The organism is Phenylobacterium sp. (assembly GCF_030693625.1).
Taxonomy (GTDB): Bacteria; Pseudomonadota; Alphaproteobacteria; order Caulobacterales; family Caulobacteraceae; genus Phenylobacterium; species Phenylobacterium ferrooxidans.
In genome coordinates this window covers 65617-78327 of the sequence record NZ_JAUYAF010000024.1, presented here as the reverse complement: position 1 = coordinate 78327, position 12711 = coordinate 65617, and the positions used below count along the sequence as shown (strand labels likewise).

Genomic DNA, 12711 nt, shown 5'->3' with positions numbered 1-12711 from the left:
TGTCCGATCTGGACAAGAGGCCCGCGCGCCCCGAGACCTCCGCAAGATTGCCCCCGGGGCCGAAGCTGGCTAAGGGTCGCGCGCCTTTTCTCAATGCCCACCCGGGGACCGCCATGACCGAGATCGTCGACATCACCGCCCGCGAAATTCTCGACAGCCGGGGCAACCCGACGGTCGAAGTCGACGTGGTGCTGGAAGACGGCTCCATCGGCCGCGCCGCGGTGCCCTCCGGGGCCTCCACGGGGGCCCACGAGGCGGTGGAGAAGCGGGACGGGGACAAGAGCCGCTACGGCGGCAAGGGCGTCCTGCAGGCGGTCGACGCCGTCAATGGCGAGATCTACGACGCGCTCTCCGGTTTCGAGGCCGAGGACCAGCGGCGCCTCGACACCCTGCTGATCGAACTGGACGGCACCCCCAACAAGTCCCGCCTGGGCGCCAACGCCATTCTCGGCGTCAGCCTGGCGGTGGCCAAGGCCGCGGCGACCGCCGCCGACCTGCCGCTCTACAAGTATGTCGGCGGGGTCTCGGCCCGCGTCCTGCCGGTGCCGATGATGAACATCATCAACGGCGGCGCCCACGCCGACAATCCCATCGACATCCAGGAATTCATGATCCTGCCTACCGGCGCCGCCACCTTCGCCGAGGGGCTGCGCATGGGCGCGGAGATCTTCCACGGCCTGAAGAGCGCGCTGAAGGCCGCCGGTCACAACACCAATGTCGGCGACGAAGGCGGCTTCGCCCCCAACATCGCCACCGCCGAAGAGGCCCTGGCCTTCATCGTCAAGTCGGGGGAGGCCGCCGGCTACAAGGCCGGACGCGACTTCGTCCTGGGCCTGGACGTCGCCGCCACCGAGTTCTTCAAGGACGGCAAGTACGTCATGGCCGGGGAGGGCAAGACCCTCGATCCCTCCGGCATGGTCGACTACCTGACGGGCCTGGTCTCCCAGTTTCCCATCGTCACCATCGAGGACGGCTGCAGCGAGGATGACCTCGACGGCTGGAAGTTGCTGACCGACAAGTTGGGCGCGAAGATTCAGATCGTGGGCGACGACCTCTTCGTCACCAACCCCAAGCGCCTGTCCATGGGCATCGAGAAGGGCCTGGCCAACTCCATCCTGGTAAAGGTCAATCAGATCGGGACCTTGTCCGAAACTCTTGACGCCGTGGAGATGGCCCACCGGGCCGGCTACACCTCCGTGATGAGCCACCGCTCGGGCGAAACCGAGGACTTCACCATCGCCGACCTGGCGGTGGCCACCAACTGCGGGCAGATCAAGACCGGCTCGCTGGCCCGCTCCGACCGCACCGCCAAGTACAACCAACTCCTGCGCATCGAGGAAGAGCTGGGCGACCAGGCGGTCTATCTCGGCCGCGCGGCGCTCAAGGGCCGCTGATCCCAAGCGCCGTCCTTGATCCCGATCAAGGCGGCGCGGACCGGGACGCGTCATGAGCAGGATCGCCTGGAGCCTTGCCATGTCCCTCCGAAACACCCGCGTCGCCTACGGTTGGGCGGCCATCGCCCTGCACTGGATCAGCGCTGTCGGGGTGACGGTCCTCTACCTGCTGGGCGAGCAGATGGAGGAGGCGCCTGATCGGGCCGCCAAGCTGGCCGCGCAGAATCTCCATGTTTCGGTGGCGGTCCTGCTCTTCGCCTTCCTGGCCGCGCGCCTGCTGTGGAGCCTGTCCCAGCCCCATCCTCGCACCCTGGAGCCGAACGTCTGGTTTCGGCGGCTGGCCATGGCGGTCCAGGGCCTGTTCCTGCTGATGATCGCCGTGCTGCTGGTCAGCGGCCCCCTGGCCATCTGGTCGGGCGCCCGTCCGATCCAGGTCTTCGACCTCTTCGCGATCCCCAGCCCCTTCCCAGTGCGGATGGAGGGGCTGCACGAAGCCGCCGAGACCGTGCACGGGGCGGCCACCAAGCTGTTCTGGCCCCTGATCGCCCTCCACGTCCTCGGCGCCCTGAAGCATCTGCTGATCGATCGCGATGGGACCTTGCAGCGGATGCTCTGGGTCAAGCGCTCACCTTCGATCTAGGCTGCAGGCTCAGCACAGGGAGGCCTCATGTCGAGATCCCACCGCGAGATGCACCTGATTGAGCGGGTCGGCTGGCTCCGCGCCGCCGTCCTGGGCGCCAATGACGGGATCGTCTCCACGGCCAGTTTGATTGTCGGCGTCGCCGCCGCATCCCAGGGGCGTGGCGAGATCCTGGTGGCGGGGGTCGCGGGCCTGGTGGCCGGGGCCATGTCGATGGCCGCGGGCGAATATGTCTCGGTCAGCTCCCAGGCCGATACCGAACGGGCCGACCTGACGCGGGAGCGGGGCGAACTGGCCACGCAGCCCGAGCTGGAACTCGCCGAGCTCGCCGGCGTCTACGCCGAGCGGGGCGTCGAACCTGGCCTCGCTCACGAGGTCGCCCGCCAGCTGATGGCCAAGGACGCCGTCGGCGCCCACGCCCGCGATGAATTGGGCATTTCCGAGATGACCACCGCCAGGCCGGTGCAGGCGGCCTTCACCTCGGCGCTCACCTTCGCCGTCGGCGCGGCCCTGCCGCTGGCCTTGGCCGTCGTCACCCCGCTGCCGGCGCTTGTGCCGGCGGTCTCGGGCGCCTCCATCGCCTTCCTGGCTCTGCTGGGCGGCGTGGGCGCACGGGCGGGCGGCGCGCCGATCTGGAAAGCCGTGGCCCGGGTGACCTTCTGGGGCGCCATGGCCATGGCCCTGACGGCGGGCGTAGGCGCGATCTTCGGCGTCGCCGCCTGATCCCCGCAACCCGACGGATCAATCGGCGCCTCCGCCTCCCGCCAGGGGAGAAGGTGTCAGCGAAGCTGATGCGGGAGGGGGCACGCTCCCCGCTCAGATAAACAACTCCCGTCATCCCGGACGGCCGATAGGCCGATCCGGGACCCAGGGGCCGTGCGCACCGCCCCTGGGTCCCGGCTCTCCGCTTCGCTGCGGCCGGGATGACGGGTTGGTTTGCTGGATAGGCCCTTCAACCCCGCCATCCGACGCTGCTCCGCAGGGCCACCTTCTCACGCCAGGGCCGAAGGATGCGCTGGGCGTGGGCGCCTCTGTGGGACTCCGCTCCGTCGCTTCAAGGAGCTGGAGCAGATAACCTCAATCCAATGCGATGCTTGGCCCCGCGGCCTCAAGCTTGACCGCAACGCAATATTAAACATGAAGCACGACATTGGCGGGGTCAGAAACGCTGTTGATTCCAGGCCCGTGCTCGCAAGTATCCGCCCCTATCTGCCGACCGCCGCCCTGGCCCTCCTGATTTTCTATTTCGGGTTCCACGCCTTCACGGGCGATCGGGGCCTGCTGTCGTCGGACGCCCGCGACGCCACCCTGGCCGCCAAGATTTCCGAGCTGCAGAAGGTGCGCGTCGAGAGGCAGGACCTCGAGGCTCGCGCCCGGCTTTTGCGCGACACCAGTCTTTCGGCTGATCTGCTGGAAGAGCGGGCCCGTTCCCTGCTAGGTTTCGCCGACCCGAGAGACTATGTGATCCGGGTGAAGCCGTAGGGCGGATTCGTTCGTTCTAGAGCCCGATAGCCGAAAGTGGACACCGGTTTTGGCGACCGTCGGGCTCTAACTTAAGGTTTGGAGCGTTCTCGCTTGAACCTGAAGCGATGACGCTCTCGGGTGAGACTGACTCGGGAACGAGGCCCAAGTGGCGAACTCCACGGAGAAACGAATGGCGCGCGGGCAGACGAGCTCGACTTCCAAGCGGAAGAAGGATGACACCGGTGTCATTGGCGGGGGTGCGGACCCCATGACCAAGGACTCCCTGCTCAAGTTCTATCGCGACATGCTGCTGATCCGCCGCTTCGAGGAGCGTGCGGGCCAGCTCTACGGCATGGGTCTGATCGGGGGCTTCTGCCACCTCTACATCGGCCAGGAAGCCATCGCGGTCGGCGTGCAGTCGATCAAGGAGGCCGGCGACCAGGTGATCACCGGCTATCGTGACCACGGCCACATGCTGGCCTGCGGCATGGACCCCAGGGAAGTCATGGCCGAACTCACTGGCCGCTTCACCGGCTCGTCCAAGGGCAAGGGCGGGTCGATGCACATGTTCTCCACCGAGGCGGACTTCTACGGCGGCCACGGCATCGTCGGCGGCCAGGTGAGCCTGGGCACCGGCCTGGCTCTGGCCAACCGCTACAAGGGCAACAAGAAGGTCGCCTTCACCTATTTCGGCGACGGCGCGGCCAACCAGGGCCAGGTCTATGAGAGCTTCAACATGGCCACGATCTGGAAGCTTCCGGTCGTCTATGTGATCGAGAACAACCAGTACGCCATGGGCACCTCCATCGAGCGCTCGTCCTCGGAGACCCACCTGTACAAGCGCGGCGCCTCGTTCCGGATTCCGGGCGAGGAGGTTGACGGCATGGACGTCATCGCCGTCCAGGAGGCCGCCCGAAAGGCCGCCGCCCATGCCCGCTCGGGCGAAGGCCCCTACATCCTGGAAATGAAGACCTACCGCTACCGTGGCCACTCCATGAGCGACCCGGCCAAGTACCGCACCCGGGAAGAGGTCGACGAGGTCCGCAAGACCCGCGATCCCATCGACCACCTGCAGGAGCTGCTGGAGAAGAAGGGCTGGGCCGACGAGGCCGCGCTGAAGGCCATCGACGCCGAGGTGAAGAAGATCGTCGCCGACGCCGCCGAATTCGCCCGCACCTCGCCCGAGCCCGACCCGTCCGAGCTCTATACCGACGTCTACCTGGAGGCCGCTCAGTGACCGACGTACTGATGCCGGCCCTCTCTCCCACCATGGAAGAGGGCACGCTCGCCAAGTGGCACGTGAAGGTGGGCGACACTGTCCGGTCCGGCGACGTCATCGCCGAGATCGAGACCGACAAGGCGACCATGGAGGTCGAGGCGGTCGACGAGGGCGTGATCGAGGAGATCCTGGTGCCGGAAGGCTCCGAGGAGGTGAAGGTCAATACGCCCATCGCGCGTCTCTCCGGCGAGGGCGCCGCCGCGCCGTCGGCCAAGGTCGATGCGCCGGCCACGAAGAGCGAGACCAAGCCCGAGCCCGCCGCCAGCGGCGATCCTGAAAAGCAGCCCGCCGAGGCCGCGCAGCCGCAGCCGGAGGGCGAAGGCGCGACACCCGTGACGCCCAAGCCGACCCTGCGCGATCCCGAGTTGCCCGATGGCGTGAAGCTGGTGAAGACCACCCTGCGCGACGCCCTGCGCGACGCCATGGCCGAGGAGATGCGGGCTGACGAGAACGTCTTCCTGATGGGGGAGGAGGTCGCCCAGTACCAGGGCGCCTACAAGGTCTCCCGCGGCCTGCTGGAGGAGTTCGGCGACCGCCGCGTCATTGACACCCCGATCACCGAATACGGCTTCGCCGGCCTTGGTGTGGGCGCGGCGATGGCGGGCCTCAAGCCCATCATCGAGTTCATGACCTTCAACTTCGCCATGCAGGCCATCGACCACATCATCAACTCCGCCGCCAAGACGCTCTACATGTCCGGCGGCCAGATCAAATGCTCGGTCGTGTTCCGCGGGCCCAACGGCGCCGCGGCCCGCGTCGGCGCCCAGCACAGCCAGGACTATTCGGCCTGGTACGCCCAGGTGCCCGGCCTGAAGGTGGTGGCGCCCTATGACGCCGCCGACGCCAAGGGCCTGCTGAAGGCCGCCATCCGAGACCCCAACCCCGTGGTCTTCCTGGAGCACGAGATGCTCTACGGGGTGGAGTTCGATGTACCCGAGGGCGACTGGGTTGTGCCGATCGGCAAGGCCAAGGTCCGCCGCGAGGGGACCGACGTCACCATCACCGCCCACTCTCGGGCCGTCGGTCTGGCCCTGGAGGCCGCCGAGCGGCTGGCGGGCGAGGGGATCGAGGCCGAGGTGATCGACCTGCGCACCCTGCGTCCGCTGGATCACGAGACCATCGTGGCGAGCGTCAAGAAGACCAATCGCCTGGTTACCGTCGAGGAAGGCTGGGGTCCGATGGGCGTCGGCGCCGAGGTGATCGCGCGGGTGCTGGAGCACGCCTTCGACTACCTGGACGCCCCTCCGGCCCGCGTGCACCAGGAGGACGTGCCCATGCCCTACGCGGCCAATCTGGAGGCGCTGTCGCTGCCCTCGGTCGACAAGATCGTGAAGGCGGTGAAGGCGGTCACGCACAAATGACCCCCGACCCGTTCAACTGGCGGGCGGGAGGCTGCCATTGCGGCGGCGTGCGGTTCGAGGTGGCCCTGCCGCAGGTGGTCGAGGCCCAGAGCTGTAACTGCTCGATGTGCGCCAAGACCGGCTACATCCACGTCATCGTGCCCGAGAGCCGCTTCCGGGTGACCAAGGGCATGGAGCGGCTGGCCGAGTACACCTTCAACAGCCGGGTGGCCAAGCACCTGTTCTGCTCGGAATGCGGCATCAAGAGCTTCTACCGCCCGCGTTCCAATCCGGATGGCTGGTCTGTCAACGCCCGCTGCTTGGACGAGGCGGCCAATCTAGACCTCACCGCCTTCGACGGCCAGAACTGGGAGGCCAACGCCGACCAGCTCGCCCACCTGTCGCTGGAGCCGTCATGACCATCGTGCGCGCCTGCGCCCCCCACAACCGCCCGAGCGCCTGACCCATGTCGACTGAGATCCTGATGCCCGCGCTGTCGCCCACCATGGAGGAGGGCACGCTCGCCAAGTGGTATGTGAAGAAGGGCGATGTGGTGAAGTCCGGCGACGTCATCGCCGAGATCGAGACCGACAAGGCGACCATGGAGGTCGAGGCCGTCGACGAGGGGACCATCGAGGACATCCTGGTCCCCGAGGGCACGGAGAACGTGAAGGTCAATTCGCCGATCGCGAGACTGTCCGAGGGCGAGACGGCGGCGCCTTCTCCTTCTCCCCTTGCGGGAGAAGGTGGCCCTGCGGAGCAGGGTCGGATGAGGGGTCTCTCAGAACCGTCCGGAAAGCCAGTTGCAGCTAGCGCTGAGGCGGGAGCCCAACCCCTCATCCGACCGGTCTCCGACCGGCCACCTCCTCCCGCAAGGGGAGAAGGGCAGGGAACGCGCGTGTTCGCCTCGCCCCTGGCCCGGCGGATCGCGGCCCAGAAGAACCTCGACCTGTCGGCCCTGAAGGGCTCCGGGCCCCACGGCCGCATCATCAAGCGTGACGTGGAGGGCGCGGCCCCCGGCGCGGCGAAGGCCCCGGCCACTGGCGGCGCGGCGGCGTCGGCCCCGCGTCAGGTGCAGAGCCTGGCTCAGATGGGCGTTCCGGACGGCTCCTACGACCTCGTGCCCCTGGACGGCATGCGCAAGACCGTCGCCCGGCGGCTCACCGACAGCTTCCGCGACGTGCCGCACTTCCCCCTCACCATCGACCTGGAGATCGACGCCCTGCTGGCCGGCCGGGTGAAGATCAACGCCATGCTGGAGAGCCAGGGCGTCAAGGTCAGCGTCAACGACCTGGTGATCAAGGCCGCCGCCATCGCCCTGAAGCAGGTGCCGGAGGCCAACGCATCCTACTCGCCCGAGGGCATCGCCCTGCATCACCACGCCGACATCGCCATGGCCGTCGCCATCGACGGCGGGCTGATCACGCCCATCATCCGCGCGGCCGAGACCAAGGGCCTGGCCCAGATCGCCACCGAGGCCAAGGACCTGGCCGCCCGGGCCCGCACCCGCAAGCTCAAGCCCGAGGAATTCCAGGGCGGCACCTTCTCGATTTCCAACCTCGGCATGTTCGGGATCAAGGCCTTCGCCTCGATCCTCAACGAGCCCCAGGGCGCGATCCTCTCGGTGGGCGCGGGCGAGCCGCGCCCGGTCGTGAAGAACGGCCAACTGGCCATCGCCACGGTGATGACGGTGACCCTGACCTGCGATCACCGCGTGGTGGACGGCGCCATCGGCGCTCGCTGGCTGCAGGCCTTCAAGATCCTGATCGAAGATCCCATCACGATGATCGTCTAGGAGCGCGCCATGAGCATCTATGACTTCAGCGCCGAGACCCTGGAGGGCAAGGCGACGCCGATGTCCACCTACCGCGAGAAGGTGGTCCTGATCGTCAACACCGCGAGCAAGTGCGGGTTCACTCCGCAGTTCGAGGGACTGGAGGCGCTCTACACCAAGTACAAGGACCGGGGCTTCGTGGTGCTGGGGTTCCCCTGCAACCAGTTCGGCGCCCAGGAGCCGGGGAACGCCGAGGAGATCGCCAGCTTCTGCGCCCTGACCTACGACGTCGACTTCCCGATGATGACCAAGATCGACGTCAACGGCCCCAAGACCCACCCGCTCTTCGCCTATCTGAAGAAGGAGAAGAAGGGGCTGCTGGGCACCGCCAATGTGAAGTGGAATTTCACCAAGTTCCTGGTCGACCGTAAGGGCCAGGTGGTGGAGCGCTTCGCCCCCACCGTCGAACCCAAGTCGCTTGAAAGCGCCATCGAGGCGCTGCTGTAATGGCCGACACCTTCGATCTGATCGTCATCGGCTCCGGCCCTGGGGGCTATGTCACCGCCATCCGCGCCAGCCAACTTGGCCTGAAGACCGCCATCATCGAGAAGGAAGCCCTGGGCGGGGTCTGCCTGAACTGGGGCTGCATCCCCACCAAGGCGCTGCTGAAGACCGGCGAGGCCTATGAGCAGCTCTCCCACCTGGCCGACTACGGCATCAAGGTGGAGAAGGCCTCCTTCGACTTCCCCGGCATCATCAAGCGCTCCCGCAAGGTGGCGGCCCAGCTGAACTCCGGCGTCGCCTTCCTGATGAAGAAGCACAAGATCGAGGTGGTGGAGGGGACCGCCAGGCTTGAGAAGGGCAGTCCCGCCCCCAAGGTCGTCGTGGCCCTGAAGGCCGGCGGCGCGCGCACCCTCACCGCCAAGCACGTCATCCTGGCCACCGGGGCCCGCGCCCGCACTATCCCGGCCGTGGGCCTGGAGCCGGACGGCGACCGCATCTGGACCTACCGCGAGGCCATGGCGCCCAAATCGGCGCCCAAATCTCTGATCGTCATCGGATCGGGCGCGATCGGCATCGAATTCGCCAGCTTTTACAGGGCTTTAGGGGCCGACGTGACGGTCATCGAAACCCTGCCGCGCATCCTTCCCGTGGAAGATGAGGAAGTCTCCGCAACTGCCCGGAAAGCCTTCGAAAAACGCGGTATCAAATTCCGCGTTGGAGCCCAGGTCGAAAAGGTCGAGAAGCCGAAATCCGGGGGGGTCCGCATCACTGCAAGCGGCGCCCAAACTTCAGAAGTCCTGGAGGCCGAGGTGGCCATCGTCGCCGTCGGCATCGTCGGCAATGTCGAGGACATGGGCCTCGAATCCCTGGGCGTGAAGATCGACCGCACCCACGTGGTCACCGACAACCACGGCGCCACGGGCGTGCCCGGGCTCTACGCCATCGGCGATGTCGCGGGCCCGCCCTGGCTCGCCCACAAGGCCAGCCATGAGGGTGTCCACTGCATCGAGCACATTGCGGGCCTGGTGCCCTCCAACCTCAATGCGCCCATCCCCGGCTGCACCTATTCGACCCCGCAGATCGCCTCGGTAGGGATCACCGAGGCTGCGGCCAAGGAGAAGGGCATCGCCGTGAAGGTGGGTCGCTTCCCGTTCCGGGTGAATGGCAAGGCCATCGCCTCGGGCGAGACCGAGGGCTTCGTGAAGACCATCTTCGACGAGAAGACCGGCGCCCTGATCGGCGCCCACCTGATCGGCGGCGAGGTCACCGAAATGATCCAGGGCTTCGCCCTGGCCATGACGTTGGAGGCCACCGAGGCGGAACTGATCGCCACTGTCTTCCCCCACCCGACGATGAGCGAGGCCATGCATGAGGCCTCGCTCGACGCCTATGGGCGGGTGCTACATATCTAGATCCGCTCGATGATCGCCGCCGGGGCCATGCCGCCGGCGGCGCACAGGGTGGCCATGCCGACCGACAGGTCGCGGCGTTCCATTTCGTCCAGCAGCGTCCCCAGGATCATGGCGCCCGTGGCCCCGATGGGGTGACCGAGCGCGATGGCCCCGCCATTGACGTTGACGATCGCAGGATCGACGTCCAGGTCGCGCATGAACTTCAGCGGCACCACGGCGAAGGCCTCGTTGATCTCCACCAGCTGGATGTCCTTCATGGTCATGCCGGCCTTGGCCAGCGCCTTGCGGGCGGCGGGGCCGGGCGCGTTCAGCATCAACTCCGGCGAGTCGCCCGCCGTGGAGACCGAGCGGATCCGGGCTCGCGGCTTCAGTCCATGGGCGCGGGCGTATTCCGGCGAGGCGATGACCACGGCGCCGGCGCCGTCCACCACGCCCGACGAGTTGCCGGCATGGTGCACGTGGTTGATCTTCAGGTCGGGATAGGTGGCTTCCACCAGCTTGCGGAAGCTGAGACCCTCTTCGTCCAGCGGCACGTCATAGAGGCTGGCGAAGGCGGCCTTCAGGGCGGCCAGGCCCTCGGCGGTCGTGCCGGCGCGGGGATACTCCTCGCGGTCCAGGGCGACGCTGCCGTCGTCATTGTAGACGGTGATCAGGCTGCGGTCGAAATAGCCGTTGGCGATGGCGTGAGCCGCCCGACGCTGGCTTTCGAGGGCGAGCGCATCGACGTCCTCGCGGGTGAAGCCTTCCAGGGTCGCCACGACGTCGCCGCAGACACCCTGGTGCGGCTGCGGGTGAATGGCGCGCAGGTGGGCGTTGCCGGAGTCCAGGGTCGGGCCGACCTGGCGCTTCAGGGTCGAGCCGTAGGACATGGACTCCACGCCGCCGGCCACCACGAGGTCCTGGGCGCCGGACATCACGCCCATGGCGGCCAGGTTCACCGCCGTCAGGCCCGAGCCGCAGAAGCGGTCCAGGGACATGCCGGCCGCCTCGTTGGCGTAGCCGGCGTCCAGCGCCGCCATGCGCGCGATGCAGGAGCCCTGCTTGCCGAACTGGGTGCCGCAGCCGGCGATCACGTCGTCGATGTCGGCGGTGTTGAGGTTGTTGCGCTCGGCCAGGGCCTTGAGGACCGTGGACAGGATGCGCTGCGGGTGGACACCCGACAGGGCGCCCTTCTCAGGCTTGCCGACGCCACGCGGGGTGCGGGCGACGTCGATGATCCAGGCTTCGGCCATGGCGTATTCCTCTCGGGGCAGGTTTGCGTCTCTCAGAGCCAGGATGGACCCGGCTCCCCCACGGCAGCCAAGCGCCGATTAGGACTCTTGCGCGTTATGCCGCGCGACGGCCCTCGGCCTCAACCATGCGCTGGATGGCGACATAGTCGGTCTTACCCGTGCCCAGGACCGGCACTTCAGGCACCTTGAGGATCTTCTTCGGCACGTTCAGCTCGGACGCGCCGATGGCCTTGGCGTGGGCCACCAGCGCGCTGGAGTCCGCGTCGCGCCGGTCGGTGACCAGCACCAGGCGCTCGCCCTTGCGGGTGTCGGGCATGGCGATGACCGCGTGCCGGTTGTCGGGCCAGACGGCGACGGCCAGATCCTCGGCGGCGGTCAGGGAGACCATTTCGCCGCCGACCTTGGCGAAGCGCTTCACCCGCCCGCGAATGGTGACCCAGTCATCGTCGGACAGGTCCACCACGTCGCCCGTATCGTGCCAACCATCGGTCAGGGGCTCGATCGAGCCATCGGGGCGCAGGTAGCCGCTCATCACATTGGGGCCGCGCACGAAGAACCGACCGCCGCCGGGAATGCCTGGAACCGGTTCCAGGCGGGTCTCCATTCCAGGCAGCAGGCCGCCGACCGTGCCGCGACGGTTGTCGATGGGCTTGTTGACCGCGATGACCGGGGCCGCCTCGGTGGCGCCATAGCCCTCCAGCACCGGCACGTCGCCGAAGCTGTCGCGTATCAGGTTGTGGGTTTCCTCACGCACCTTCTCGGCGCCGCAGACGATGAACTTCAGTCCGGCCAACTCGTCGTACTCGGCGACCCGGGCGTACTGGTTGAGGAAGGTGTCGGTGGCCAGCAGGATGGAAGCCTTGGAATCCTTAAGCAGCGGCGGGATCACCTTGGTGTGCAGGGGCGAAGGATACTGGAACGCCTTCATGCCGGTTAGGATGGGCAACAGCGCGCCGCCGGTGAGGCCGAAACAGTGGAAGGTGGGCAGGGGATTGAACATCACCCAGTCCGGATCCAGCGGGATGTGGGAGGCGATCTGGTAGACGTTGGACACTAGATTGGCCTGGCTCAGCACCACGCCCTTGGGCACGCCGAAGCTGCCGGAGGTGAACAGGATGACGCCGGGATCGTCTGGCTTGGTCTCGGCCAGGAAGGCCCTGGGAAAGGCGCCGGCGGTGGCGGCGAAGATCTTGTCGGCCAGACCGATCTTCTCACGCACCTCCTCCAGGTAGGTGACGGTCGAGACCTCCTCCAAGGCGTCCACCAGATCGTGGAGCTGGCCCTGCTCGATGAACCGGTGGGCGGTCAGCACCCGCTTCACCCCGGCCAGTTTGCAGGCACCCTTCAGGTTCCGGATGCCGGAGGTGAAGTTCAGCATGGTGGGGACGCGCCCGAAGGCGTGCAGGGCGAAGAAGGTGACGATGGCGGCTGAGCTTGCGGGCAGCATGACCCCGACCCGCTCGCCTTTTTCCGTGAACGCCGCGATCTTCCGGCCAAGCGCGAAGGCGGCCCGGATCATGTCGGTATAGGACAGCGGATTGCGCTCCTGGTCCTCCAGGATCGGTTTCTTGGCGCCGAACTGGGCGCGGGCGTCGAGCAGAGCCCCAAACAGGGTCTTCTGGCTCTCAAGCGGATCAAATGTACGCGACAAAGGCGAAGACCTCCCCGATCG

General features: G+C 67.3%; 12 protein-coding genes and 1 pseudogene. 10 read left to right on the top strand and 3 right to left on the bottom strand.

Annotated elements, in window-relative coordinates; genetic code table 11:
- Positions 1-113: 113 nt before the first annotated feature.
- From eno to Q8N10_RS05255, 3 genes are all read left to right on the top strand, one after another.
- Complete coding sequence (gene eno, locus Q8N10_RS05265; protein WP_304777143.1) at positions 114-1394, top strand: phosphopyruvate hydratase; 1281 nt, start codon at positions 114-116, stop codon at positions 1392-1394.
- 79 nt (positions 1395-1473) lie between these two features.
- Entirely contained in the window at positions 1474-2034 is a 561-nt protein-coding gene (locus tag Q8N10_RS05260) for a cytochrome b (protein ID WP_304777142.1), read from the top strand.
- 27 nt (positions 2035-2061) lie between these two features.
- Positions 2062-2757: a VIT family protein gene (locus tag Q8N10_RS05255; protein WP_304777141.1), complete on the top strand. Its 696-nt coding sequence runs from the start codon at positions 2062-2064 to the stop codon at positions 2755-2757.
- A gap of 124 nt (positions 2758-2881) precedes the next feature.
- On the opposite strand, the pseudogene Q8N10_RS21005 reads toward Q8N10_RS05255, so the two are convergent.
- Positions 2882-2999: pseudogene (locus tag Q8N10_RS21005) on the bottom strand (hypothetical protein); the annotation flags it as partial.
- 220 nt (positions 3000-3219) lie between these two features.
- Between Q8N10_RS21005 and Q8N10_RS05250 the strand changes: the two are divergent.
- The 7 genes from Q8N10_RS05250 (at position 3220) to lpdA (ending at position 9807) form a co-directional block, all read left to right on the top strand.
- Positions 3220-3516: a septum formation initiator family protein gene (locus tag Q8N10_RS05250; RefSeq protein ID WP_304777140.1), complete on the top strand. Its 297-nt coding sequence runs from the start codon at positions 3220-3222 to the stop codon at positions 3514-3516.
- A 172-nt stretch (positions 3517-3688) separates the two neighbouring features.
- Entirely contained in the window at positions 3689-4735 is a 1047-nt protein-coding gene (gene pdhA, locus Q8N10_RS05245) for a pyruvate dehydrogenase (acetyl-transferring) E1 component subunit alpha (protein ID WP_304777139.1), read from the top strand.
- Entirely contained in the window at positions 4732-6138 is a 1407-nt protein-coding gene (locus tag Q8N10_RS05240; RefSeq protein ID WP_304777138.1) for a pyruvate dehydrogenase complex E1 component subunit beta, read from the top strand. The genes pdhA and Q8N10_RS05240 overlap by 4 nt, the downstream gene beginning before the upstream one ends.
- A complete protein-coding gene (locus Q8N10_RS05235; protein WP_304777137.1) occupies positions 6135-6536 on the top strand; it encodes a GFA family protein in 402 nt (133 codons plus the stop codon). The genes Q8N10_RS05240 and Q8N10_RS05235 overlap by 4 nt, the downstream gene beginning before the upstream one ends.
- A 47-nt stretch (positions 6537-6583) precedes the next feature.
- Positions 6584-7912, top strand: a complete 1329-nt coding sequence (locus Q8N10_RS05230; RefSeq protein WP_304777136.1) for a pyruvate dehydrogenase complex dihydrolipoamide acetyltransferase — start codon at positions 6584-6586, stop codon at positions 7910-7912.
- A gap of 9 nt (positions 7913-7921) precedes the next feature.
- A complete protein-coding gene (locus Q8N10_RS05225; protein WP_304777135.1) occupies positions 7922-8398 on the top strand; it encodes a glutathione peroxidase in 477 nt (158 codons plus the stop codon).
- Positions 8398-9807, top strand: a complete 1410-nt coding sequence (lpdA, locus tag Q8N10_RS05220) for a dihydrolipoyl dehydrogenase (RefSeq protein WP_304777134.1) — start codon at positions 8398-8400, stop codon at positions 9805-9807. Before Q8N10_RS05225 ends, lpdA begins: the two co-directional genes overlap by 1 nt.
- Here the strand turns inward: lpdA and Q8N10_RS05215 are convergent.
- Both Q8N10_RS05215 and Q8N10_RS05210 read right to left on the bottom strand, forming a co-directional pair.
- The gene (locus tag Q8N10_RS05215) at positions 9804-11039 is read right to left on the bottom strand and encodes an acetyl-CoA C-acetyltransferase (RefSeq protein WP_304777133.1); all 1236 of its coding nucleotides are present in this window, start codon (positions 11037-11039) and stop codon (positions 9804-9806) included. The two genes, lpdA and Q8N10_RS05215, sit on opposite strands and share 4 nt — an antisense overlap.
- Before the next feature lie 94 nt (positions 11040-11133).
- Positions 11134-12690, bottom strand: coding sequence for an AMP-binding protein (locus Q8N10_RS05210; protein WP_304777132.1), 1557 nt, complete (start codon positions 12688-12690; stop codon positions 11134-11136).
- Positions 12691-12711: the final 21 nt, after the last annotated feature.

Coding starts and splice junctions, on each gene's coding strand:
- eno (WP_304777143.1), top strand. CDS start 114: ATGACCGAGATCGTCGACATCACCGCCCGCGAAATTCTCGACAGCCGG.
- Q8N10_RS05260 (WP_304777142.1), top strand. CDS start 1,474: ATGTCCCTCCGAAACACCCGCGTCGCCTACGGTTGGGCGGCCATCGCC.
- Q8N10_RS05255 (WP_304777141.1), top strand. CDS start 2,062: ATGTCGAGATCCCACCGCGAGATGCACCTGATTGAGCGGGTCGGCTGG.
- pdhA (WP_304777139.1), top strand. CDS start 3,689: ATGGCGCGCGGGCAGACGAGCTCGACTTCCAAGCGGAAGAAGGATGAC.
- Q8N10_RS05235 (WP_304777137.1), top strand. CDS start 6,135: ATGACCCCCGACCCGTTCAACTGGCGGGCGGGAGGCTGCCATTGCGGC.
- Q8N10_RS05230 (WP_304777136.1), top strand. CDS start 6,584: ATGTCGACTGAGATCCTGATGCCCGCGCTGTCGCCCACCATGGAGGAG.
- Q8N10_RS05225 (WP_304777135.1), top strand. CDS start 7,922: ATGAGCATCTATGACTTCAGCGCCGAGACCCTGGAGGGCAAGGCGACG.
- lpdA (WP_304777134.1), top strand. CDS start 8,398: ATGGCCGACACCTTCGATCTGATCGTCATCGGCTCCGGCCCTGGGGGC.
- Q8N10_RS05215 (WP_304777133.1), bottom strand. CDS start 11,039: ATGGCCGAAGCCTGGATCATCGACGTCGCCCGCACCCCGCGTGGCGTC.